We start from the raw sequence: 23,924 nt of genomic DNA, 5'->3' as shown, positions 1-23,924 counted from the left end.
CAGAGCGCGCATTCCGACGGATAATTAAGGATAATAGTATTTTACCGCTGGTACCCTCACACCACTGAATCCGGTATAGTCGGGCTGTGTACAAATGATGGATTGATTCATGAAGCAACTTTTAGATTTTCTCCCGCTGGTCGTATTTTTCGTTTTCTACAAGATGTATGACATTTTTGTCGCCTCAGGGGCACTGATTGTCGCGACACTACTCGCGTTAGCTTTTACTTGGGTTAAGTACCGTAAAGTAGAAAAGATGACATTAGTTACCGCTGTTATGGTGCTGGTATTCGGGACCTTGACGCTCACATTCCACAGCGACTTATTCATTAAATGGAAAGTGACGGTGTTATATGCACTGTTTGCTGTTGCTTTGTTAATAAGCCAATGGGTTATGAAAAAACCATTGATTCAGCGCATGCTGGGTAAAGAGCTAACGCTACCAGATGCGGTATGGTCAACACTGAATATGTCATGGGCGCTGTTCTTCTTAGCTTGTGGCCTGCTGAACATTTATGTCGCGTTCTGGTTACCGCAAGATATTTGGGTAAACTTTAAAGTCTTTGGTTTAACCGCACTCACCCTGATATTCACATTGATCAGTGGCGTTTATATTTACCGGCATATGCCGGAAGAACAGAAAAAGTCATAATCTTAAATAATAGCTCCCAACGTCATTGAGACTGCAGACAGGCATCGCCCTGCGGCCTCAATGACGTTGGTATATTTGCGCTTATTGAAATTTCAGTGAGCCATTCCAGGTGAATAGATTTACTTTTAGAAGTAGGCAGAGATGACTCAGGAACAATTATCACCTCGCGGTGAGCAATCATTACCTAATGGTGAATTGGTACTTCGTACCCTTGCAATGCCCGCAGACACTAATGCTAATGGTGATATATTTGGCGGTTGGTTAATGTCACAAATGGATATTGGCGGAGCCATTCAGGCCAAAGAGATAGCTCAAGGGCGAGTTGTCACTGTTCGGGTGGATGGGATGACCTTCCTCAAGCCAGTCGCTGTGGGCGATGTGGTTTGTTGCTATGCCCGCTGTATTAAAACCGGCCGTAGCTCAATTACCATCAATATTGAAGTCTGGGTGAAAAAGGTCTCTTCTGAGCCAATCGGGCAGCGCTATCGTGCCACTGAAGCGGTATTTACCTATGTAGCGGTGGATGATGCCGGTAAAGCCCGTGCGCTACCTAACGGCAGAGGGAATTTCGAGGTTGGCGCAACGCAATAACCGTTGGCCGAGTTTGTCCTGACGCAAAAAAAGGGTCGCCCTGTATAACAGCGACCCTTTTCTTATTATGATATTTGCTGATTACTCAATAGCAGACTGAGTAATATCATAATAACCTTAGTTCATTTCCATATTGCCGCCGATCTTGAACACAATGGTGGTGACATAATCTTTAGCCGCAACCGCTTCAAATCGCCATTTACGCATCACTTGCTTCACCTCACGCTCAAAGGTATTACGCGGCGTCGCTTCCAAAACGCGCACATTAGTGACACGACCATTTTCGTCAATATCGTATTGGACCTTAACCTGCCCTTCGACCCCCAAAGCCAGTGCCCTTGCCGGATAAGTTGGCTTCGCCTTACTCAAGGCTCTTGGCCCAGCCGTGGTTGATGCCCCCGGGACTGACGCTTTCGGCGCGGCTTTTACCGGCGCATTATTGGCAACCAGTGCTGGCTCATCAGATTTAAACGGCTTGTCATCCGGTGGTGCTTCGGTCTTTTTCACTACCGGCTTTTTAACTTCTTTTTTCACCGGTTTAGGCTTGGGCTTTGGTTTCGGCTTCACCGGTTCAGGAATCGGTACAGGAACAGGTTCTGGCAACACCTCAGGCTCTGGCGGTGTTTCTTCAACGGGTTCCGGTTCGGCCTGTGGCTCCGCCGCCGCTGGTTGTGGTGCGGCAAAGGTCGCTATATTGACCATCGTAACGGCCAGCGGTGCATCCTCTATTTCAGGTTGTACCTTCATTTGCTCGACAGAAACGTACAGTAATGCCGCAACTACGCTGCCATGTAAACCAACTGAAAATACGATTGGCCATGTAAGCCGTCGACCCAGGAAAAATTTATTTAGCTGCATAATAATTCAATGTCCTCTAATGCAGCTAAGTGTAAATGCAAATAGCAATCATATTCAATAAGCAACCGCAAACAATCTTCCTCAACAGCCTTAAATGATGCTTTAAACGGCAATATCAACCAAATAATACTTTCTCGTTACGCTTAGTTATCATTTTATTTCATTATTAACTACCGGTGTATTCATCTGAGAATTTTAGATGCCGCCCTTTCTGCACCTTATTGAATTTATGGATAGAACATGGTGTTATGGCGCAACGAATACAAATCATCATATTGAGGTATATACCCTAAATAATTCGAGTTGCAGGAAGGCAGCCAATGCAGCTTGCAGTATGACGGGTATGATAATTTTAAAGGTGAAACATGCTTTATATAATCTTTGCAACGGATGTCCCTGATTCACTTGATAAGCGCTTATCCGTTCGCCCTGCACATCTGGCCCGCCTGCAAGTATTGCAGGATCAAGGTCGCCTACTGACAGCAGGCCCGAACCCAGCCATTGATAGCGCAGACCCCGGTGCTGCCGGATTTACTGGATCGACTGTTATCGCCGAATTTGCCTCGCAACAAGAGGCTGAATACTGGGCGGAACAAGACCCTTATAGCGCGGCTGGTGTGTATCAGTCGGTTATTGTAAAACCCTATAAACGGGTATTCTGAATCACTACAGATGTCTAACATCTATCCAGCCATAGACAAAGTCGGTTGCATGTAGCCATCTCGTCAGGCGATTACATGTATTTAATTATCTTTACTTATAATTACTGAGAATCATTGTCTAATCAGATATCGATTTTTCTATCGTGACGTTGAGTCATTTTGTTAAATGCGGAGATGAAGACTATGCAGTGTCCAGTATGCAAAGATACCCAACTGGTGATGTCTGAACGTAAGAGCATTGAGATCGATTACTGCCCTAATTGCCGTGGTGTATGGCTGGATCGCGGAGAACTGGATAAAATCATTGAAAAATCGGCTGAAAGTACACCGACATCAACATCAGCGCCATACTCTGACACCAGAGAACGTGAACGCGATAATCACGGATATGCAAAGCCTAAACACTACAAAAATAAAAGTTTCCTCTCAGAGTTATTTGATTAACCACACAGATTGTTTTGCGCTGTGGTGGTAAACAATAGTCAACTTGATCATACGCCTGAATACAGGCGTATTTGATTTTATACTACCAGCCAGAACAAAGACGTTAACGCCGCCTTAAGCTTTGTAGTGCTTCAGCCAATGCTCTTCGCATGCCTCAACTGCTTTATCCAGCATATGCGCCGGTGCTTTTAAAATCATATGGTCTTTTCTTACCCAAACCGGATAAGTGTGTTTGCCAGCAGCAATGACTTGCTCAGAATAAATAGCAGCATGGTATACCAGCTCAGATTCTTCACAATAAATCTCGTACTTATAAAGTGCGGTGCTAACTTTTAAATCCCCGAAGAATACTGTTTTAGCTAATTTATATTGAGACATGAACTATAGCCTTTACCGAAATAGGGACTCTATCATCCACTCATCAGCCAGATATAACTGTGATATCCACTACAAAAAGTACCCTAAGTTGATGTCCTATCGGAAAAATTTAGCTTTATTCGAGCGACAACTTCTCCACCTCAATCAACGGAAATGAACTAAATAGATAACCTTGCATGGCATCCACCCCGAGATCAGATAACTGAGTAAGCTGTTGATGAGTTTCTACCCCCTCAACTATCACGCACTGGCAGTGCTCACGAAGTCGTGTCAGCAGGTTATCGAACGTGGCACTTCCCCCCCATTGCCAGTAAAAGTGCTTATCAATTTTGACACATTCAAAGAACCCACTGGCAACGGCCGCCAGGTGAGCATTACCGCTACCAAAATCGTCCAACCATAATGAATATCGTTCAGCCAGCTTACTTAATAGTGTGTTCTTCGGCCCATCGCTGAGATTGGGAAAACTCTCCATTATTTCTAGCCGGATAAAGGGCATCATAGCTAACAATGATATGACATCTTCGTCATACAGCACCGTCTGAGCCATATCAAAATCTATATTAATTGAGAGTATTATTTGTTGGTCAATAAACCATTTCTGCTGTGATTTTACCGCACATAATTGGTCAAACAGCAGCTTAGCCTTCATTTGAGCATTAAGTTGATGAAGGAAGCGCTCAGTATAAATAGGCGATTTAAAAGAGGCCGTTGTGAACCGACTCAATAACTCCACAGCAAATAACTTACCATTCTGCCAGTAAACTGGTTCACAGATAAAAGTGCAATCAACTGCAATGTTTAGCCTGCTATCCACAGTAAAACCCTTTTATTTGATTAGAACAGCAGTATTGATCAATTGATAAAATTGATCAATTTTTTATTATTGATCACTAAAAACGATATAAGAGATTCCCAAAAGTAGCAACCACTCTGATCAACCCATTGATAGATAAGAAAGTATTATTTAATCATGATGATTATCAATGTTATTATTTCATAATCATTTATTTCATAGGAGAATGGTCGCTTCGAACAACCAAACAGTAACACCCCTGAAACTGAATGATTAGAACGAAGCGACCTAATATATATGGTAGCGCGATGTCATTCTGATGTGAAATAAACTTATAAATGACTATTCTGCACCTTTTATTATTAGTAGTAACATCAGAATTATCGCATTTTGATAATTTAGGATAGGAGTGATTTTTCTGCGAAGAAAAACACTATTTAAAGTAGAAAATATCATTCCAGAATTTAACGCCAGCAACAAATTATTGACAAGTTCATCTGCAACAGCTCAGTTCCGGCAAGTATAATATGAGATATTTTGTGGTGGGAAGTTAATAAAAGCTCAGTGTTTACTATGATTAAAACAAAAACAGCCTCATAAAGAGACTGTTTTTATTACTACCACAGCGGACTACCATTCATAAGCTACAGTGAACAATAGCGCCCGACGATGCTGATGCTCGTGGAGCTGCCTGACACAATAGATATGGCGATAGCGCCGTGATTGACCTTCAAGCCAGCGATTTCTTCGGCGCTGATTTTGCCGCAGCATACGCCAACGGCCCACCTCATTCTTACTCCGTCTCATGAAACAATTCTTCCAAAGCTGAGAACTGGGCTATTATAAACCTTTCATCTTGTGAGCCAAGCCGCTGCACGGCGAAATCGTGGGTTTAGTCCAAATAGCTTATTTAGCTCAGCGTGGGAAGATTAAAAAAATCCCGTTAAATATTTAATTCCCCGTTGCAAGTCCTTTAGCTTAAAAGATTTTATCCAGTAATATATCTGATTAAAGGTTTCGCCTTTGCAATACTGTGCGTACACTCTTTAGTGACCGTTTGTGAACAGGACTTCCGCCCTTATGACAACATTTTATACCGTAATCAGTTGGCTCTCGGTTTTTGGCTATTGGTTGCTTATTGCCGGGGTAACATTGCGTATTCTGATGAAACGCAGAGCCGTTCCTTCGGCTATGGCATGGCTGCTGGTTATTTATATTCTGCCGTTAGTTGGGATAATTGCGTATCTCTCATTTGGTGAACTTCATCTCGGCAAGCGCCGTGCTGAGCGAGCAAAAGCGATGTGGCCATCCACTGCTCGCTGGTTAAGTGAACTGAAAGACTGCCAACACATTTTTGCCACTTCAAATAGCGAAGTCGCTACCCCATTATTCCAATTATGTGAACGCCGCCAAGGCATCAGCGGCGTTAAAGGTAATCAATTACAGTTATTGACCACCACCGATGACACATTAAAAGCACTGGTACGTGACATTGAACTGGCCCGTCATAATATCGAGATGGTGTTCTATATCTGGCAGCCTGGTGGCTTGGTTGATCAAGTTGCCGAATCGTTAATGGCGGCAGCGCGCCGAGGTGTTCATTGCCGATTGATGCTGGACTCCGCCGGTAGCCAACAATTCTTTCGCACCCCCTATCCGGCGATGATGCGCAATGCTGGGATTGAGGTGGTCGAAGCACTCAAAGTCAATGTGTTCCGGGTCTTTCTGCGCCGAATGGATTTGCGTCAACACCGTAAAATTGTGTTGATTGATAATTATGTTGCTTACACCGGTAGCATGAATATGGTTGATCCTCGGTTTTTCAAGCAAGATGCCGGCGTAGGTCAATGGATCGATATGATGGCACGGATGGAAGGCCCGGTAGCCACCACCATAGGTATCGTATATGCCTGCGACTGGGAGATTGAAACCGGCAAACGTATTCTACCCCCGCCGCCTGATACTAATATCATGCCGTTTGAAGAAGAGAGCGGTCATACCATTCAGGTTATTGCCTCTGGCCCTGGATTCCCTGAGGAAATGATTCATCAGGCATTATTAATGGCGGTGTATGCAGCCCGTGAGCAGTTAATCATGACGACGCCATATTTCGTGCCTAGCGATGACCTGCTGCATGCCATCTGTACCGCAGCACAACGTGGTGTTGATGTCAGCATTATTGTTCCTCGAGACAACGACTCGATGATGGTCCGTTGGGCTAGCCGGGCATTCTTCTCAGAATTGTTGGAAGCGGGCGTTAAAGTTTATCAGTTTGAAGGTGGCCTATTGCACAGCAAAAGTGTGCTGGTCGACGGTCAACTAAGTTTGGTTGGTACGGTCAATCTGGATATGCGCAGCTTATGGTTGAACTTTGAAATCACGCTGGTCATTGATGATGATGGTTTTGGTGCAGATTTGGCGCAAGTTCAGGACGACTACATTGCCCGCTCGGTACTGTTAGATGGTGAATTGTGGAATAAACGCCCTCTCTGGCATCGCGTTACTGAACGATTATTCTACTTTTTCAGCCCGTTACTGTAATAACTGAGGCGGCTGGTGGTATGCCTATTGTAGATTCTCTGAGTTATTGACTTCAGATAGCATAATAATTGTAAAAGCGGCATAGAGAATGTTTTAATGAGCGCAATCTGCAAATAACAAATGGGAATCGGCAAATGGACCAGAATAGACAAGAGCCAAGCTTAATGGATCTCAATAACCGCCTGACTGAAGATGAAACACTGGAACAGGCTTACGATATCTTTCTGGAGCTGGCGGGGGACAATCTCGATCCGGCAGATATTTTATTGTTTAACCTTCAGTTTGAAGAGCGTGGCGGTGCGGAGTTATTTGATCCAGCCGAAGATTGGCAAGAACATGTCGATTTTGATTTAAACCCTGATTTTTTCGCCGAAGTTGTTATCGGCCTTGCTGATAGTGATGGTGAAGAGATTAATGATGTATTTGCGCGAGTTCTTCTGTGCCGCGAAAAAGACCATAAACTTTGCCATATTTTGTGGAAAGAGTGATCGTTACACGTCCCTTCCCCCATGGCTGCTAATACCGTAATCATAACAACCCCCGTCATTTCTCTGACGAGGGTTTTGCTTTTGGACAATCACTATCAGAATGTTATAGCGGATCGACTTTCAGACAAGATACCGCGTGGCGGAAGCTACCCTCTAACAGTGGGCGGGTTTTCGCACACTCCGGCCCGGCAATCGGACAACGAGTGCGAAATACACAGCCTGATGGCGGATTAATCGGTGAAGGCAGTTCCCCCTCCAGTAGCTGAATCACTTTCGCCCTTTCTTTGTCAGGATCAGGGATAGGTACCGCCGACATGAGCGCCTTGGTATAGGGATGCTGTGGATTATGATAAACCTCATCGTAGGTCCCCAGCTCCACTGCGTGGCCTAAATACATCACCAGAACCCGATCAGAAATATGCTTCACCACCGCTAAATCATGGGCGATGAATATTAGTGACAAGCCCATTTCGCGCTGTAATTGCTGTAACAGGTTCACCACTTGCGCCTGAATTGACACATCAAGCGCGGAGACCGGTTCATCACAGATAACCAGCTTCGGTTCAAGAATCAATGCACGAGCAATACCAATACGTTGACACTGCCCCCCCGAAAATTCATGGGGATATCGGTTGATCAAGTTAGGCAACAAGCCGACCTTAAGCATCATTGCTTTAACTTTATCTTTAATTTCTTGACGCGACATTTTGGGATGATAAGTTCGCAGCGGCTCAGCGATGATTTCACCGATGGTCATACGCGGGTTTAGTGAAGCCAGTGGATCCTGGAATATCATCTGAATATCACTACGGGTCGCGCGCCATTGTGCATCACTCAGGCTAAGCAAATCTTTACCTAACCATGAAACACTGCCACTGGTCGCTTTCACCAAACCAATAATGGCACGGGCGAATGTTGATTTGCCACAGCCAGATTCGCCAACCACACCTAAGGTTTCGCCTTCATACAAGCGCAATGTTACACCATCAACAGCTTTTAGTGTTTTTGATGGCTGCCAGAACCATTGTTTGCCATCCTGAATATCAAAATGGACTTTTAGATCAGCCACTTCTAGCAATACTTTCTTCTCAGTCATGGCATTCATACTAGTTCCCCTACTGGCTTATAACAGGCACGTAAACGGCCATCACCAAAATGCTCCAATGGCGGGGCCACGCCACAGCGATCCATGGCATATTGGCAACGCGGTTGGAATGGGCAACCTTTCGGCAAGCGCAATAAATTCGGCGGATTACCCGGTATCGTCATGAGAGATTCGCCTTCAGCATCAAGACGAGGAACCGCATTCAGTAGACCAATAGAATAAGGGTGACTTGGGTGATAAAACACATCGCGGGCCTGACCATACTCCATCGTTCGCCCTGCATACATCACCAGAACTTTATTGCAGATTCCGGCAACGACGCCAAGGTCATGGGTGATCATGATAATCGCGGTATTGAATTCATGCTTTAGCTCATTCAGCAACGTCATGATTTGTGCTTGAACGGTGACATCAAGTGCCGTTGTTGGCTCATCGGCAATCAATAATTTAGGGCGGCACAACAGCGCCATTGCAATCATTACCCGCTGACGCATACCACCAGAGAACTCATGGGGATACATGCGCATGCGCTTACGTGCTTCTGGCATTTTTACCGCATCAAGCATACGAATTGACTCTTCAAATGCTTCGCTTTTACTCATCTTTTTATGCAGTTGCAGCACTTCCATTAGCTGCTCACCAACACGCATATAAGGATTCAACGAGGTCATTGGGTCTTGGAATATCATCGAGATTTCCTCAGCCCGCAAACGGTTTAACTGTTTTTCCGGCAGATTTAAGATTTCGCGGCCATTAAACTTTGCAGACCCCCCTATCCGGCCATTACTGGCCAGCAACCCCATCAAAGCAAAAGCTGTTTGCGATTTCCCTGAGCCAGACTCACCTACAATGCCTAATGTTTCACCCGCACGCAGATCAAAATTAAGGGCGTTAACTGCCGTTACATCACCATCTGGCGTACCAAAAGTCACGGTTAAATCTTTTACATCCAGCAGGATATTTTGTTCCAACTGTCTATTTTGTTCCAACAATGCCGATTGCTGAACAGCAGACCGATTATCAATAGTCGTCATAGTGCTACTCCTCAGCGATCTTTCGGATCGAGGGCATCACGCAAGCCATCGCCGATAAAGTTGAAACAGAACAAGGTCACTACCAGAAAACCGGCAGGGAACATCAGCAACCATGGCGACACTTCCATGGAGTTGGCGCCATCACTTAGCAATGCGCCCCAACTACTCAAGGGTTCTTGGGTGCCTAAGCCGAGGAAACTCAGGAAAGATTCAAACAAAATCATACTGGGAACCAGTAAAGAAGCGTACACCACCACCACACCCAACACGTTCGGAACGATATGACGCAATACGATATTACGTGTGGAAACACCGCCCACCAATGCGGCCTCAATAAACTCTTTCCGTTTCAAACTTAATGTTTGTCCACGAACAATACGCGCCATATCCAGCCAGGACACCATACCGATCGCCACAAATATCAATAGAATATTCTGGCCAAAGAAGGTCACTAACAGAATAACGAAGAACATGAAGGGGAATGAGTTAAGAATCTCCAACAGGCGCATCATCAGTGAATCGACTTTCCCGCCGAGATAGCCCGATAAAGAGCCATACAAGGTACCGACAACCACAGCAACCAACGCCGCAGCCACCCCCACCATCAATGAGATCCGACCACCAATAGCAACACGAACCAACAGATCCCGACCAGAAGAGTCAGTACCGAAGTAGTGCCCAGACTCAATATTCGGGGCGGCTGACATCATGCCCCAGTCCGTGTCTGAATAAGTAAACTGCGCTAACATCGGCGCCAAAATAACAAATAGGGTAATTAACATTAGGATCACCAAACTGGTGATCGCCGCGCGGTTATGAACAAAACGACGGCGGGCATCCTGCCAAAGGCTGCGCCCTTCAACTTCCAGTTTTTCACTGAAAACTTCCAGAGCTTCGCTATTTTTATTGCTCAACATAATTGGCGTGCTCCAGTGCTAGTAACGGATTTTAGGATCGATAACGGCATACAGCACGTCAACAATCGCATTGAATAAAATAGTCAAAGCGCCGACTAAAATGGTCAAACTCAGCACCAAAGAGTAATCGCGGTTTAACGCTCCGTTGACAAACAACTGACCAATGCCCGGCAAACCAAAGATGGTCTCAATAACCATCGAACCGGTGATAATCCCTACAAACGCAGGTCCCATATAGGATAAAACAGGCAACAACGCCGGTTTTAATGCATGGCGTAATACGATGGTCCGCAGTGGTAATCCCTTCGCTCGCGCCGTACGGATAAAGTTAGAGTGAAGAACCTCAATCATTGAGCCACGGGTAATACGTGCAATGCTGGCGATATAAGCCAACGACAGCGCGACCATCGGCAAAATGATAAACTTCGGCGCTCCGCCATTCCAACCACCACCCGGTAACCATTTCAATATAATGGCAAAAACCAACACTAATAAGGGGGCGACCACAAAACTCGGGATGACCACCCCAGTCATGGCAAAGCCCATTACCGTATAATCCCATTTGGTATTTTGATTCAGTGCCGCAATGACCCCAGCACTAACTCCTAATACTACTGCGAGTAAAAATGCTGCAAAACCAAGCTTCGCAGAGACGGGAAACGATGCAGACACCAGATCGTTCACAGTGTAATCTTTATATTTAAACGAAGGCCCAAGATCGCCATGCGCAAGTTGACCCAAGTAGTTGAAATACTGTTTATAAACCGGGTCGTTGAGGTGATATTTTGCCTCAATATTGGCCATAACTTCAGGAGGAAGATTACGCTCGCCAGTAAACGGACTTCCTGGGGCGAGACGCATCATAAAAAATGAAATGGTTATCAAAATAAAAAGTGTCGGAATCGCTTCCAGACAGCGGCGTAGAATAAATTTTAACATTGCCTGTACCTTTAGCCTCTTACTGCGACTTTATATTATCAACGCAATAAGGGCAGCACGCTAATTCAGCTGCTGCCCTTAATATATTAGTGCTTGATAATATAAAGATCTTTTACGTGCATATTATCCAGTGGGTCTTTACCGGTATATCCACCGACATAAGGTTTCACTAAGCGGGCATTCACATAGTAGAACAACGGCACAATAGCAGAATCTTTATCCAGCAATACCTCAGCTTGTTGATACAAACCGGCACGCTCTTTTTCAGATTTTACTTTCAGCGTATCTTGGATCAACTTATCAAAGGCTGGGCTCTTATAATGCACCGTGTTATTGCTGCTGTCAGATAGCATCATGTTCAGGAATGACGACGGTTCGTTATAGTCAGCACACCAGCCAGCACGCGCTACATCGAAAGTGCCTTGATGGCGGGTATCAAGGAAGGTTTTCCATTCCTGATTTTCCAGCTTAACGTCAACACCCAGATTTTTCTTCCAAATAGATGCTGCCGCAATAGCCAATTTTTTGTGTAGATCAGATGTGTTATACAACAGGTTAAATTTCAGTGGTTTATCTTGTGTGTAGCCAGCTTCAGCCAGCAACTTCTTAGCCACTTCATTACGTTTTTCCTGGGTCCAGCCAAACCATTCTGGTGGGGTCAATTCTGCACCGCTGGTGTACGGAGGCGTAAAGCCATAGGCAGGTAAATCACCTTGGTTTTTCACTTTGTTCACGATGATATCGCGATCCATACCCAGTTTCAGTGCTTCACGAACGCGTGCATCGGTGAATGGCGCTTTTTGGTTATTGATTTCGTAATAATAGGTGCACAGATACGGGTCAACATGAACTTCTTGTGGGATCTCTTTTTTAAGTTTCTGGAATAATTCAATCGGCATGTTGTTATAGGTCATGTCGATCTCGCCGCTGCGGTAGCGGTTAACATCAGTCACTTCAGAAGAGATTGGCAGGTAAGTAACCTGATTGATAACTGTTTTCGCATTATCCCAATAGGTTGGGCTGCGTTCTAACACAATACGTTCGTTAACGGTCCAATCTTTTAACTTATAGGCACCATTACCGACAAAATTCTGTGGCTGAGTCCACTTCTCACCAAACTTCTCAACCACAGTTTTATTAACTGGAGACATGGATGGATGAGCTAACAGTTTATCTAAATAAGGAACAGGTTCGGTCAACGTGACTTCCAAAGTATGGTCATCTAACGCTTTTACACCCAAGGTATCAGGTGATTTTTTGCCGGTAATAATATCGTCGATATTCGCGATATGGGCATATTGTACATAACTCGCATACGGAGAAACTGTTTTAGGGTCCGCCAGACGTTGCCAGCTATAAACGAAATCATGTGCTGTTACAGGGTCACCATTTGACCATTTAGCATCTTTACGCAGATGGAAAGTCCAAACTTTAAAGTCTTTGTTATCCCAACTTTCAGCGACACCAGGCAGAATCTTGCCGTTTGGATCGTTAATAACCAACCCTTCCAATAAATCGCGCGAAATATTGGATTCAGGCACACCTTCAATTTTATGCGGATCCAGTGACTGAGGTTCGGAACCATTATTGCGAACTAAAACCTGTTTCTCGGCCAGTTGTACACCTGCCGGCACATTGGCGGCAAAGGCAGTTCCCACAGCCATCATACCCATAGCAGCAGCGATACCTGCGGCCAGGAAAGTTTTCTTTGTGATGTTGGTCATGCTGATATCTACTCCAGATTTTATTATTGCGTCGCTCAGAGACTGAGCAAGCCTCACCTTTAAAAGGTATCTTTAAATCACATTGCGCGGGGAACGAACCCGGCCATGTAATGCCCTATATGTATTAGCATCAGACTAAAATCGGTACTGTGCTATACATCCCTATTACCTTGTCTGTCTCTTATTTGCTGTCATGCCACCGCGATTTTCGCTTGTGAACAATTGACATATAAGTCTGTTTTGCTGCGATAAACTTTTATAACTTAATATTTACTGCAACTTACGCATATAAAGATTTTTTAAATCCACTAAATCTTGTGGGTCTTTACCGGTAAATCCGCCGACAGTTGGCCGAATAAGTCGAACACTGACTCGATAATAGACCGGCACCATTGCAGAATCTTTATCCAATAAGTTCTCTGCCTGTTGATATAAAGCAGCGCGCGCCTCGACACTCGAAGTCGTCAGCGTTTTAGCTAACAGCGCATCGAATGCTGGATTTTTATAGAAGAAAGTATTATTGCTGCTATCCGATAGCAGCATATTCAGAAAAGCGGTCGGCTCATTGTAGTCACCACACCATGTTGCTCTGGCAACATCAAATTGCCCTTGATGGCGGCTTTCTAGAGAGGTTTTCCATTCTTGATTCTGCAAGGTAACGGTAGCACCCAAGTTTTTCTGCCACATAGAGGCAGCGGCAATCGCCTGCTGCTTATTTTGATCTGAGGTGTTATAAAGCAACGTAAACTTTAATGGATTTTGGGCATTGAAACCGGCCTCGGCAAGCACTCTTTTCGCCTCTGCATTGCGTTGTTCTTGAGTCCAGTTGGCCCATTCTGGCAATGCGAAATTACCCCCTGCGGTAAATGTCGGGGTAAAGCCATAGGCAGGGATCTGCCCTTGCCCCATAATTTTAGTCGCAATAATGTCGCGATCCAGCGTTAATTTAATTGCCGTTCTCACTCTGACGTCAGTGAATGGTGCTTTTTTATTATTAATTTCGTAATAGAAAGTACAGAGGTATGGGCTGATATGAACCTGCGATGGCAGATCCTTTTTCATTTTGGCAAATAAATTCGGGGGAATGGCACTGTTAGTCATATCAATTTCGCCGCTGCGATAGCGATTAATATCACTGACTTCTGACGTTATCGGTAAAAAAGTCGCCTTATTGATGACCGTTTCGTTGTTATTCCAGTAAGTCGGGCTACGCTCCAGCACAATCCGCTCATTAACCACCCATTCTTTTAACTGAAAAGCGCCATTACCGATAAAATTTTGTGGTAGAGTCCATTTATCACCATACTTTTCAACAGCCTCACGCTTAACCGGCTTCATCGAGGTGTGAGATAACATGCTGATAAAATAAGGAACCGGTTCCGTTAGCGTCACTTGCAAGGTTTTGCTATCTAATGCCTTAACACCTAATTCATCCGGTTTTTTGGTCCCTTTCAATACCTCGTCAACATTCTCAATTTGGGCATACTGCAAATAACTGGCATAAGGTGAACCCACTTTAGGGCTAGCCAAACGCTGCCAACTATAGACAAAATCCTGAGCAGTGACCGGAGTTCCATCACTCCACACGGCGTTATCTCGCAAATGGAAGGTCCAGACTTTATAACCGTCATTATCCCAGCGTATGGCAACTGCCGGAATTATATGCCCATTAGCATCATTGCTCACCAGACCTTCTAATAAATTCAGAATAATATTGGTTTCAGGAATGCCTTCAACCTTATGCGGGTCTAATGAGGCAACCTCGGAACCATTATTAATGGTAATACTCTGATCTATCACTAATGCCACACTGGCCGGAACTGCCGCCGCCATTGATACAGCCGAAAATGACAAACCCAGAATAGCGCCAATTATTGCCAGTGGTGGTTGCTTAAACTTTATTTGCATTTCAAACCGCCCTTTTACGAGATTTCGTGATGTTTTTCTCAAGGTTTACGTCAATCTGCTGCCCACAACGACTAGCAATAACTATTCCAAAAATCAAAATTCGGTTTAGTTTCATTAAAAAACAAGAAATCTCTTGTCGGGAAGTTGTCCGAAAACTAACAGAACCCGAAATCTGACGCCAATAAATTTTACAGAAATGTTAAGCAATTCTCTTTTCTACAGAGTAACTAACGATATTACCTATCTTAATTAGTCGCCTAAGAAATAATCATCTATATGATTTAGCTCAAAAAAAATCATTTAAAATTTAAATTCACAGCAAAAAAAATGTCAAAAAAGCCGTTCTAGAAACATAAAGTTAACATTAGCACTAATACCAGAATAAACACCTACTGATTACAGAGTAATCACTAATAACACCTAGATAAATTCCGCACAAGCCCTACAGAATGATGTGAGCATTTTAACAACAAATAGCGTATTTAGTTTACTCTGAGGGTCACTGAATGATTTATTAAAGATGAGTAAATAAGCCTTAAGCCAAATTATCTTTATAGAGATAGCATTATTGCAGCATTTAAGTGCAATAGATTAAATTACATACATATTCTGCACTAAAATAATGCTTAGATATTTAAATACCAGGCTGAAAAACAGCAAAGGTCACCCGTAATAATACCGGTGACCTACATACCGTGGGATATGGGGATAGATTAAAGTAATCCGGGGAAAATCGCTTTGATACCGGTGACAATAAACTCGATGCCTAATGCCATCAGCAACAACCCCATAATACGCGTTATAACGTTAATACCGGTTTGCCCTAACAGCCGAACCAGCAGCGGAGCCGCCCGGAATAGCAACCAGCAACAGAACGCAAACAAGGCCACAGCCACCGTCAAGCCTAACAAATTCTGCCAGCTGTGATAGCGGGAACTCCAAACAATTGTTGAACTGATGGCACCTGGCCCTGCCATCAGGGGCAATGCGAGTGGCACAACACCGATACTTTCACGGACCGCCGTTTCGGTTTTTTCCTGCTTGTTCTGCTTATCCTCACCGAGTTTGCCGCTGATCATCGACATCGCAATGCTGACGACCAGAATCCCACCGGCAATACGGAATGAGTCGATGGAAATACCAAAAATTTTCAGAATGGCATCCCCCAAGAACAAGGATATCCACAAGATAATCGCCACTGACAGGTTAGCTGTCAGGTTAGTTTTATCCCGCCCAGCCGCTGCCTGATAGCTGGTCATACTGATAAATACCGGCAATATACCTACCGGGTTTACCAGTGCAAATAAGCCAACAAAAAACTTGATGTAACCTGAAAGGTCCAACAATGATTGACTCACACATCACTCCGCGCAATAGCTGATAAAAACGTCACAGATAACAGGCCATTATAATTTAATGCCCCAAGACAACACACCTTATGGCCCGTGCCTGGAAAATTCGCGACAAAAATAATGTCGCTACCATGCAGAATGGCACCTGCATTATTCAAGCCTCTGACCACAGTTCTTTTCACTAAAAATCACCCTTAGGGCGCTCTTCTACAGATGTGCGCGCTAATGTAATGGAATTAGTCATAGGAATCTATGTAATAAAACAGCATTTATACAAGGTAAATTTTTACCGTTTAAAATGATAACTCTTGTTAATGTCCTGTGGTGTTAATGAAGCTTTAACGTCATGAATTATCAATTTATTCATGTTAATGATAATTACTCTCAACAAATAATTGCTGAATGGTGTCAGCTTGACGATTTTGTGATTTAAATCACGAAAAACATACCTAAGAATAGTTAAGCTCTGAGCAGTGGTAGAGAGTAAGTTCACTGAGAAACAGAGTATAAAGGTTGAAAATGATATTTTCCCCCTCATCTTATTCTTAGTGGAACAAAAGCTCTTTCAGTAAATCAGCGGTAAAAAATGGGAAAGTAAGCTATAAAACTAGCTCTATTTGACCTTACGGCATACTAGAGCCTGACTATACTAGTTGCTTCAACAGCTCATTTACTAAAAGAGTTTAACATTATCAGGAGAGCATTATGGCTGTAACGAATGTCGCTGAACTTAACGAGCTAGTAGCACGCGTCAAGAAAGCCCAGCGCGAGTATGCCAACTTTACTCAAGAGCAGGTTGATAAAATCTTCCGTGCCGCAGCTCTGGCTGCAGCGGATGCCCGTATTCCCCTGGCCAAGCTGGCGGTAGAGGAATCAGGTATGGGTATTGTTGAAGATAAAGTGATCAAGAATCACTTTGCTTCTGAATACATCTACAATGCCTACAAAGATGAAAAAACTTGTGGCATTTTAGAAGAAGATAAAACCTTCGGTACAATTACTATCGCTGAACCTATTGGTTTAATCTGCGGTATCGTGCCAACAACTAACCCGACTTCTACCGCTATCTTCAAGGCATTAATTAGCCTTAAAACGCGTAACGGTATCGTATTCTCTCCACATCCACGTGCTAAAGACGCAACCAATAAAGCTGCAGATATCGTGCTTCAAGCCGCTATTGCCGCAGGTGCGCCAGCAGATATTATTGGTTGGATTGATGCGCCAACAGTTGAGTTGTCTAACCAACTGATGCACCACCCTGACATTAACCTGATTCTGGCAACCGGTGGCCCAGGCATGGTTAAAGCAGCTTATAGCTCAGGTAAACCGGCTATCGGTGTTGGTGCAGGTAACACTCCTGTTGTGGTTGACGAAACCGCTGATATTAAACGTGTTGTTGCATCTATCTTGATGTCAAAAACCTTTGATAATGGTGTGATTTGTGCCTCTGAACAATCTATCATCGTGGTTGATTCAGCTTACGACGCAGTTCGCGAGCGCTTCTCTTCCCATGGTGGCTACCTGTTACAAGGTAAAGAGCTGAAAGCAGTTCAGGATATCATTCTGAAAAATGGTGGTTTAAACGCCGCTATCGTTGGTCAGCCAGCAACTAAAATTGCTGAAATGGCTGGCATTAAAGTTCCTAGCAACACCAAAATTCTTATCGGTGAAGTTAAGGTTGTTGACGAGTCAGAACCATTTGCTCACGAAAAACTGTCGCCTACTTTAGCGATGTATCGTGCGAAGAGTTTTGAAGACGCAGTTGATAAAGCGGAAAAACTGGTAGAAATGGGGGGTATCGGCCATACATCTTGCCTGTATACCGACCAGGATAACCAACCTGCACGCGTTAAGTATTTCGGCGATAAAATGAAAACCGCCCGAATTCTAATCAACACCCCTGCCTCTCATGGTGGTATCGGTGACCTGTACAACTTCAAAGTGGCGCCATCTCTGACGCTAGGTTGTGGTTCATGGGGTGGTAACTCCATCTCTGAAAACGTTGGGCCGAAACACTTGATCAACAAGAAAACTGTGGCTAAGCGAGCAGAAAACATGTTGTGGCATAAACTACCGAAATCTATTTACTTCCGTCGTGGCTCTCTGCCTATCGCGTTGGAAGAAGTGGCAACTGACGGTGCAAAACGTGCCTTCATCGTGACTGACCGCTATCTGTTCAACAACGGTTATGCCGATCAAATCACCAGCGTGTTGAAATCTCACGGTATCGAGACTGAAGTCTTCTTCGAAGTAGAAGCGGACCCTACCCTGAGCATCGTGCGCAAAGGTGCCGAGCAGATGAACTCCTTCAAACCAGACGTGATCATTGCGCTGGGTGGTGGTTCACCGATGGATGCAGCCAAAATCATGTGGGTCATGTACGAACACCCTGAAACCCACTTCGAAGAATTGGCATTACGCTTTATGGATATCCGTAAACGTATTTACAAGTTCCCGAAAATGGGTGTGAAAGCGAAAATGATCGCGGTAACCACCACATCAGGTACCGGTTCAGAAGTGACACCATTTGCGGTAGTTACCGACGATGCAACAGGCCAGAAATACCCATTAGCTGACTACGCATTGACTCCAGACATGGCAATCGTTGATGCCAACCTAGTCATGAATATGCCTAAGTCTTTATGTGCCTTCGGTGGTCTGGACGCAGTAACTCATGCTCTGGAAGCTTATGTTTCTGTATTGGCGAATGAATATTCTGACGGCCAGGCTCTGCAAGCGCTGAAACTGCTGAAAGAATTCCTGCCAGCCAGCTACAATGAAGGTGCTAAAAACCCAGTGGCTCGTGAGCGTGTACATAATGCCGCAACCATCGCGGGTATCGCTTTTGCTAACGCCTTCTTGGGTGTCTGCCACTCAATGGCCCATAAACTGGGTTCTGAGTTCCATATCCCGCATGGCTTAGCCAACGCCATGTTGATTTCTAACGTTATTCGCTATAACGCGAATGACAACCCAACTAAGCAGACTGCTTTCAGCCAATATGACCGCCCACAAGCGCGCCGTCGTTATGCTGAAGTTGCAGATCATCTGGGTCTGAGTGCTCCGGGCGACCGTACTGCACAGAAAATTCAGAAACTGCTGACTTGGTTAGATGAAATCAAAGCAGAGTTGGGTATCCCAGCATCAATTCGTGAAGCTGGCGTTCAAGAAGCTGATTTCTTAGCTAAAGTAGACAAACTGTCTGAAGATGCATTTGATGACCAGTGTACCGGTGCTAACCCACGTTACCCGCTGATCTCTGAGTTGAAACAGATTTTGATGGATACTTATTACGGCCGCGAATTTAGCGAAGAACTTGACCGTGAAGAAGTTGCTGTTACAGCAGCTCCTGCACCAAAAGCTGAAAAGAAAGCCAAGAAATAATAGTAATCTTAATGTGTAACCCCCATTTATAGCTGGGGGTTACACAACAGAAGATATAGCCCCCAATTGCCATTGCTGTTGGGGGTTTCTTTTTATAAGCACACTTAAAAACATTTGGTATATAACCGCTCAAATCGCCATAGTCCGTTCCTACGGACCACGCATCTAATCCCCGGGCTAATCTCAATACGGCTTGCCACATCGCCACCAACCCCTGCTATACCCAAGCTAATGCGTTATAACGTCATCCCCCGAATCGGCTATTGATTAAGGAGACATTAGGATCAACACCGTGTCTTTTATTAATTTTGTAAGATTGTAGAAAATGTGGCGATAAAGCCAAAATAATGACCCAGTCCAGGATATAACGTTAAACCAAGGCTTTTCACCCCGCATAAATACGAGGGATAAAGCTGTATGGCTTCATATGGCGTAAACTCAGCAAAAGGTTGGTTACCCCACAGCTTCAATAAGAAATCCCGTGAGGCATCCTTGGTGGACAATGAGTATCTAGGAAGGATTTTGGAGAGAAGCCGCTTTAATCGCCTCTTTATAATGGCGGCGACAAACAGAAACGTAGCTTTCGTTACCACCAATAACGACTTGTTCGCCGTCATGCACAGCTCTGCCTTGTTCGTCTAACCGCAGCACCATGTTTGCTTTGCGGCCACAATGACAAATTGTTTTCAGTTCAACCAATTTGTCAGCCCACGACAACAAATATTTGCTACCGGGAAATAGTTCGCCGAGAAAATCGGTACGCAAACCGTAACACAATACCGGGATATGCAGTTCATCCACCACCTGACACAATTGCTGAACTTGCTCTTTGGTCAAAAATTGGCATTCATCTAGCAAGATACAATGAACAGGCTTTTCCTGATGCTCAGTGGCAATAATGGATAATAGTGAAGTTCCACTATTATAAAGCAGCGCCTGTGAGGACAGGCCAATACGCGAACTGACAGTCCCGACACCAAAGCGATTATCTATCTCTGCTGTAAACACCAAGGTACGCATGCCCCGCTCTTGGTAGTTATAAGAAGACTGCAACAGCGCGGTGGATTTCCCTGCATTCATCGCAGAGTAATAAAAATAAAGTTGAGCCATGGGCCCGTAACTCCAGTGGTATAATAAATGGTCACAATGACAACGAGTATCAAGTTTATCATAAATTCAGACTTAACGAGGAGCAGACTACTTCTCTATATTACTGTTTTCTATATTAAGTAATGGTAGCGTTAATGTAGCTGCCGACACTTTCATTTGAAGCACCTTGCTATTATTAGGTACATTACATGACCAATCTCACAATATTGATACAGCGAACGTATGCTGCTTGAACATTAACCAGATTAGGTGAGTGGGATAGCAATAGGGTCGGATAGGATGTACCGCGATTGGTTCATTAATGATACAAGTAATGTATTACCATGGTTAATTGGTAAAATAGTGATAACAAATATTGTCAGAACCTGACAAAACCAATACAGCATGCTTTTTCCCTTACTCAATCTTTCATCATAGCTATATCAATATCGCACTTTTTGCATGATCAGTTATTGCACACGCTAGCACGATAAGTCGTCTATTTTTGCTTTATTGATATAAAGCAAACTTATAACTTAGTGAGAAAATCATGTTTTCGCGTAGGGTCATTAGCGAGCAAAATGAACTTTTACGTTAAAAACACTACGGAGAATAACAAACCGCCATCGCTTATTAGTAGCAAGCAGCAACTTTTCGCTAATAAAATACGTAAATTCGAGGATGCTAATCAAATTGTCTATTGCAGAAATTAAAATAGCACTCTATTATTATCCAGACGCCCCCCCACCAATTATAATTTGAGACCAGGACAATGAGCGAAGCGTTAAAGATTCTTAACAACATCCGTACTCTGCGTGCACAAGCGCGTGAATGCACTCTTGAAACTTTAGAAGAAATGCTGGAGAAGCTTGAAGTGGTCGTTAACGAACGCCGCGAAGAAGATTCTCAAGTACAAGCTGAAATTGAAGAACGCACACGTAAATTGAGCCAATACCGTGAAATGCTTATTGCAGACGGTATTGATCCAAATGAACTGCTGCAAACTATGAGTGCAACTAAAGCTACAACTAAAGCTAAGCGTGCTGCACGCCCAGCTAAATATAAGTATGTAGACGAGAATGGCGAAACTAAAACCTGGACAGGCCAAGGCCGTACTCCAGCAGTGATTAAGAAAGCCATTGAAGACGAAGGTAAATCACTGGATGATTTCCTGCTGTAATAGTATTAGTTAATTTACTATTATGATAAAAGTACCCTCCTATTATACGGGGGGTATTTTTTTACCTCCCTCTTGCCCTGCAATCATAGTTGAAATCCTTATCAATACGGCTGTTGAATTAACATACAATTGCCAAGGAGCACCTAACCTAAACATATCGCATTCGATAAATACCCCTTAGTTATCACTGTGCTTGTAAATCTATAAGAATGCTCTGCTAATTTATAACAATACAATAATCGATATAACTGACTAAATTTCCCATAATATTGTGATATATGAGAATCTTGGAGTGAAAGAGTTGTGTCACCCCCGCCCTACGGCATGAAGATTGAGCACAAAACAGAAACTAATTAAGTTTTGTACCCAACACATAAAATCATCTTTAGAACTTATTACGCTCGATTAATCGATGTACCCCGACCAATCCCATAATAGGTAAAACCTCGGCTATTTAACCGTTCTGGATCGTACAAATTACGCCCATCAAAGATAACCGGCTGTTTTAATCGGAGCTTGATCATATCAAAATCAGGTGCTCTAAAATTCTGCCACTCAGTACAAATAATCAGAGCATCCGCCCCTTGTAGCGCTGATTCTTTTGTCCCCATTAACTTTAGGTCATCCCTTGCACCATAAATACGCTGAGCTTCATCCATTGCCTCTGGATCATAAGCTTGAATAATAGCGCCAGCACGCCATAAAGCCTCCATCAAAATCCGACTGGGGGCCTCTCGCATATCATCTGTATTGGGTTTGAATGCTAATCCCCAGAGTGCAAATGTTTTCCCTGCAAGCTGCGAATCAAAATGGTATTGAATAAATTCAGTTAACTTACACTTTTGTTCGTTATTGATTCTCTCCACTGCACGCAACAGTTGCGGCTGATAGCCACAATTTTCTGCGGTACGAATTAATGCTTGGATATCTTTTGGAAAACAGGAACCGCCATAGCCACAACCAGAATAAATAAAATGGTAGCCAATGCGAGAATCTGAGCCAATACCTTGGCGTACTTTTTCGATATCAGCACCGAGCCGCTCTGCGATATTAGCGATCTCATTCATGAAACTGATTTTTGTCGCCAACATACCGTTTGCTGCATATTTGGTCAGTTCTGCACTGCGGACATCCATAATTAACATGCGGTCATGATTTCTGTTGAATGGCTCGTATAGTTCGCTAATTAAATCAATCACACCATTATCATCAGTATCAATTCCGATAACGATACGCTCAGGCCGCTTACAGTCAGCAACAGCAGCGCCTTCTTTTAAGAATTCAGGGTTCGATACCACATTGAAAGCTATATCTTGTCCACGTTGCTGTAAAATCGCTTTAATCCTTTGCTGCACTTGATCCGCGGTACCCACTGGCACAGTTGATTTATCGATAATAACTTTAGGCGCATCCATATATTTCGCAATAGTGCTGGCAACGTCTAACACATATTTAAGGTCAGCCGCACCATCCTCATCAGGAGGAGTACCAACCGCAATAAACTGAATCGTGCTATGAGCAACACCGGCTTCGGCATCTGTTGAAAATCGAAGCCGGCCCTCGTCGTAGTTTTCTTTTACCAATGGCGCTAATCCTGGTTCAAAAATAGCGACACGGCCTTTTTGTAGGTCGGAAACTTTGTTTGCATCGATATCGATACACAGGACATCATGACCAACTTCGGCAAGTACTGCTGCCTGAACCAGTCCTACATAACCGATACCAAAAACCGTCACTTTCATGCAATCAATCCTCAAGTTGGAATTCGATAAGAGACACACCGCCGACCATTATCAAGACCTAACCTTAATTTAGCCTGAGGTAGCCAACCTTATTGCCAGCGAATAATAAAAGTTAACTGAAAATTTTCAGCCACAAGTAA

21 protein-coding genes are annotated in these 23,924 nt (G+C 43.9%); 8 read left to right on the top strand and 13 right to left on the bottom strand.

Features of this window, described 5'->3' with window-relative positions; genetic code table 11:
* Positions 1–109 precede the first annotated feature (109 nt).
* Positions 110–652, top strand: a complete 543-nt coding sequence (locus Q2T72_RS10775) for a septation protein A (RefSeq protein ID WP_083158934.1) — start codon at positions 110–112, stop codon at positions 650–652.
* 141 nt (positions 653–793) lie between these two features.
* Positions 794–1,243: an acyl-CoA thioester hydrolase YciA gene (gene yciA, locus Q2T72_RS10770; RefSeq protein WP_050110472.1), complete on the top strand. Its 450-nt coding sequence runs from the start codon at positions 794–796 to the stop codon at positions 1,241–1,243.
* Positions 1,244–1,360: 117 nt separating this feature from the next.
* Here the strand turns inward: yciA and tonB are convergent, their stop codons facing one another.
* Complete coding sequence (tonB, locus tag Q2T72_RS10765; protein WP_372569143.1) at positions 1,361–2,101, bottom strand: TonB system transport protein TonB; 741 nt, start codon at positions 2,099–2,101, stop codon at positions 1,361–1,363.
* A 365-nt stretch (positions 2,102–2,466) separates the two neighbouring features.
* Between tonB and Q2T72_RS10760 the strand changes: the two genes are divergently transcribed.
* Entirely contained in the window at positions 2,467–2,763 is a 297-nt protein-coding gene (locus Q2T72_RS10760) for a YciI family protein (protein ID WP_372569142.1), read from the top strand.
* Between the two features lie 183 nt (positions 2,764–2,946).
* Positions 2,947–3,207, top strand: coding sequence for a zf-TFIIB domain-containing protein (locus tag Q2T72_RS10755; RefSeq protein WP_372569141.1), 261 nt, complete (start codon positions 2,947–2,949; stop codon positions 3,205–3,207).
* 114 nt (positions 3,208–3,321) lie between these two features.
* Here Q2T72_RS10755 and Q2T72_RS10750 read toward each other — a convergent pair whose 3' ends face one another.
* The 3 genes from Q2T72_RS10750 to Q2T72_RS10740 form a co-directional block, all read right to left on the bottom strand.
* Positions 3,322–3,585, bottom strand: coding sequence for a hypothetical protein (locus Q2T72_RS10750; RefSeq protein ID WP_083158938.1), 264 nt, complete (start codon positions 3,583–3,585; stop codon positions 3,322–3,324).
* 115 nt (positions 3,586–3,700) lie between these two features.
* Positions 3,701–4,402, bottom strand: a complete 702-nt coding sequence (locus Q2T72_RS10745; protein ID WP_083158939.1) for an EAL domain-containing protein — start codon at positions 4,400–4,402, stop codon at positions 3,701–3,703.
* 609 nt (positions 4,403–5,011) lie between these two features.
* Positions 5,012–5,188 (bottom strand): YciY family protein, encoded by a 177-nt coding sequence (locus Q2T72_RS10740; protein WP_071843552.1) that lies wholly within the window; start codon positions 5,186–5,188, stop codon positions 5,012–5,014.
* 273 nt (positions 5,189–5,461) lie between these two features.
* On the opposite strand from Q2T72_RS10740, the gene cls reads away from it, so the two are divergent.
* A complete protein-coding gene (gene cls / locus Q2T72_RS10735) occupies positions 5,462–6,922 on the top strand; it encodes a cardiolipin synthase (RefSeq protein WP_083158940.1) in 1,461 nt (486 codons plus the stop codon).
* 164 nt (positions 6,923–7,086) lie between these two features.
* Positions 7,087–7,410 (top strand): HI1450 family dsDNA-mimic protein, encoded by a 324-nt coding sequence (locus Q2T72_RS10730; RefSeq protein ID WP_032819973.1) that lies wholly within the window; start codon positions 7,087–7,089, stop codon positions 7,408–7,410.
* A gap of 103 nt (positions 7,411–7,513) precedes the next feature.
* Here the strand turns inward: Q2T72_RS10730 and oppF are convergent, their stop codons facing one another.
* From oppF to Q2T72_RS10695, 7 genes are all read right to left on the bottom strand, one after another.
* Positions 7,514–8,515, bottom strand: a complete 1,002-nt coding sequence (gene oppF, locus Q2T72_RS10725; protein WP_372558962.1) for a murein tripeptide/oligopeptide ABC transporter ATP binding protein OppF — start codon at positions 8,513–8,515, stop codon at positions 7,514–7,516.
* Complete coding sequence (locus Q2T72_RS10720) at positions 8,512–9,549, bottom strand: ABC transporter ATP-binding protein (RefSeq protein ID WP_083158942.1); 1,038 nt, start codon at positions 9,547–9,549, stop codon at positions 8,512–8,514. The genes oppF and Q2T72_RS10720 overlap by 4 nt, the downstream gene beginning before the upstream one ends.
* 11 nt (positions 9,550–9,560) lie before the next feature.
* Positions 9,561–10,469 carry an oligopeptide ABC transporter permease OppC gene (gene oppC / locus Q2T72_RS10715; RefSeq protein WP_083158943.1) on the bottom strand — a complete coding sequence of 303 codons (909 nt, stop codon included), beginning with the start codon at positions 10,467–10,469 and terminating at the stop codon, positions 9,561–9,563.
* A gap of 15 nt (positions 10,470–10,484) precedes the next feature.
* The gene (oppB, locus tag Q2T72_RS10710) at positions 10,485–11,405 is read right to left on the bottom strand and encodes an oligopeptide ABC transporter permease OppB (protein ID WP_083158944.1); all 921 of its coding nucleotides are present in this window, start codon (positions 11,403–11,405) and stop codon (positions 10,485–10,487) included.
* Positions 11,406–11,491: 86 nt separating this feature from the next.
* Positions 11,492–13,129, bottom strand: a complete 1,638-nt coding sequence (gene oppA / locus Q2T72_RS10705) for an oligopeptide ABC transporter substrate-binding protein OppA (RefSeq protein ID WP_372558960.1) — start codon at positions 13,127–13,129, stop codon at positions 11,492–11,494.
* A gap of 270 nt (positions 13,130–13,399) precedes the next feature.
* Complete coding sequence (locus Q2T72_RS10700; RefSeq protein WP_372569140.1) at positions 13,400–15,037, bottom strand: ABC transporter substrate-binding protein; 1,638 nt, start codon at positions 15,035–15,037, stop codon at positions 13,400–13,402.
* 713 nt (positions 15,038–15,750) lie between these two features.
* Positions 15,751–16,395, bottom strand: coding sequence for a YchE family NAAT transporter (locus Q2T72_RS10695; RefSeq protein WP_050101351.1), 645 nt, complete (start codon positions 16,393–16,395; stop codon positions 15,751–15,753).
* A gap of 699 nt (positions 16,396–17,094) precedes the next feature.
* Between Q2T72_RS10695 and adhE the strand changes: the two genes are divergently transcribed.
* On the top strand, positions 17,095–19,773 hold the full coding sequence (adhE, locus tag Q2T72_RS10690; protein WP_372558958.1) for a bifunctional acetaldehyde-CoA/alcohol dehydrogenase: 2,679 nt from the start codon (positions 17,095–17,097) through the stop codon (positions 19,771–19,773).
* Positions 19,774–20,283: 510 nt separating this feature from the next.
* Here the strand turns inward: adhE and Q2T72_RS10685 are convergent.
* Positions 20,284–20,883 carry a thymidine kinase gene (locus Q2T72_RS10685; RefSeq protein WP_372558957.1) on the bottom strand — a complete coding sequence of 200 codons (600 nt, stop codon included), beginning with the start codon at positions 20,881–20,883 and terminating at the stop codon, positions 20,284–20,286.
* A 751-nt stretch (positions 20,884–21,634) separates the two neighbouring features.
* On the opposite strand from Q2T72_RS10685, the gene hns reads away from it, so the two are divergent.
* Positions 21,635–22,042, top strand: coding sequence for a histone-like nucleoid-structuring protein H-NS (gene hns, locus Q2T72_RS10680; RefSeq protein WP_083158951.1), 408 nt, complete (start codon positions 21,635–21,637; stop codon positions 22,040–22,042).
* Positions 22,043–22,437: 395 nt separating this feature from the next.
* Here hns and Q2T72_RS10675 read toward each other — a convergent pair whose 3' ends face one another.
* Positions 22,438–23,784 (bottom strand): UDP-glucose/GDP-mannose dehydrogenase family protein, encoded by a 1,347-nt coding sequence (locus Q2T72_RS10675; protein ID WP_083158952.1) that lies wholly within the window; start codon positions 23,782–23,784, stop codon positions 22,438–22,440.
* Between the last annotated feature and the right edge of the window lie 140 nt (positions 23,785–23,924).

Origin of the sequence: Yersinia sp. 2466 StPb PI (assembly GCF_041538325.1) — a bacterium.
GTDB lineage: Bacteria > Pseudomonadota > Gammaproteobacteria > Enterobacterales > Enterobacteriaceae > Yersinia > Yersinia enterocolitica_E.
Note: the sequence above shows the minus strand (reverse complement) of the source record. Positions and strands in the feature narration are given on the sequence as shown.

Bases quoted from the DNA above. Each gene is read 5' to 3' on its own strand.
- Q2T72_RS10775 (WP_083158934.1), top strand. From the start codon at position 110: ATGAAGCAACTTTTAGATTTTCTCCCGCTGGTCGTATTTTTCGTTTTC.
- yciA (WP_050110472.1), top strand. From the start codon at position 794: ATGACTCAGGAACAATTATCACCTCGCGGTGAGCAATCATTACCTAAT.
- tonB (WP_372569143.1), bottom strand. From the start codon at position 2,101: ATGCAGCTAAATAAATTTTTCCTGGGTCGACGGCTTACATGGCCAATC.
- Q2T72_RS10760 (WP_372569142.1), top strand. From the start codon at position 2,467: ATGCTTTATATAATCTTTGCAACGGATGTCCCTGATTCACTTGATAAG.
- Q2T72_RS10755 (WP_372569141.1), top strand. From the start codon at position 2,947: ATGCAGTGTCCAGTATGCAAAGATACCCAACTGGTGATGTCTGAACGT.
- Q2T72_RS10750 (WP_083158938.1), bottom strand. From the start codon at position 3,585: ATGTCTCAATATAAATTAGCTAAAACAGTATTCTTCGGGGATTTAAAA.
- Q2T72_RS10740 (WP_071843552.1), bottom strand. From the start codon at position 5,188: ATGAGACGGAGTAAGAATGAGGTGGGCCGTTGGCGTATGCTGCGGCAA.
- cls (WP_083158940.1), top strand. From the start codon at position 5,462: ATGACAACATTTTATACCGTAATCAGTTGGCTCTCGGTTTTTGGCTAT.
- Q2T72_RS10730 (WP_032819973.1), top strand. From the start codon at position 7,087: ATGGATCTCAATAACCGCCTGACTGAAGATGAAACACTGGAACAGGCT.
- oppF (WP_372558962.1), bottom strand. From the start codon at position 8,515: ATGAATGCCATGACTGAGAAGAAAGTATTGCTAGAAGTGGCTGATCTA.
- Q2T72_RS10720 (WP_083158942.1), bottom strand. From the start codon at position 9,549: ATGACGACTATTGATAATCGGTCTGCTGTTCAGCAATCGGCATTGTTG.
- oppB (WP_083158944.1), bottom strand. From the start codon at position 11,405: ATGTTAAAATTTATTCTACGCCGCTGTCTGGAAGCGATTCCGACACTT.
- oppA (WP_372558960.1), bottom strand. From the start codon at position 13,129: ATGACCAACATCACAAAGAAAACTTTCCTGGCCGCAGGTATCGCTGCT.
- Q2T72_RS10700 (WP_372569140.1), bottom strand. From the start codon at position 15,037: ATGCAAATAAAGTTTAAGCAACCACCACTGGCAATAATTGGCGCTATT.
- adhE (WP_372558958.1), top strand. From the start codon at position 17,095: ATGGCTGTAACGAATGTCGCTGAACTTAACGAGCTAGTAGCACGCGTC.
- Q2T72_RS10685 (WP_372558957.1), bottom strand. From the start codon at position 20,883: ATGGCTCAACTTTATTTTTATTACTCTGCGATGAATGCAGGGAAATCC.
- hns (WP_083158951.1), top strand. From the start codon at position 21,635: ATGAGCGAAGCGTTAAAGATTCTTAACAACATCCGTACTCTGCGTGCA.
- Q2T72_RS10675 (WP_083158952.1), bottom strand. From the start codon at position 23,784: ATGAAAGTGACGGTTTTTGGTATCGGTTATGTAGGACTGGTTCAGGCA.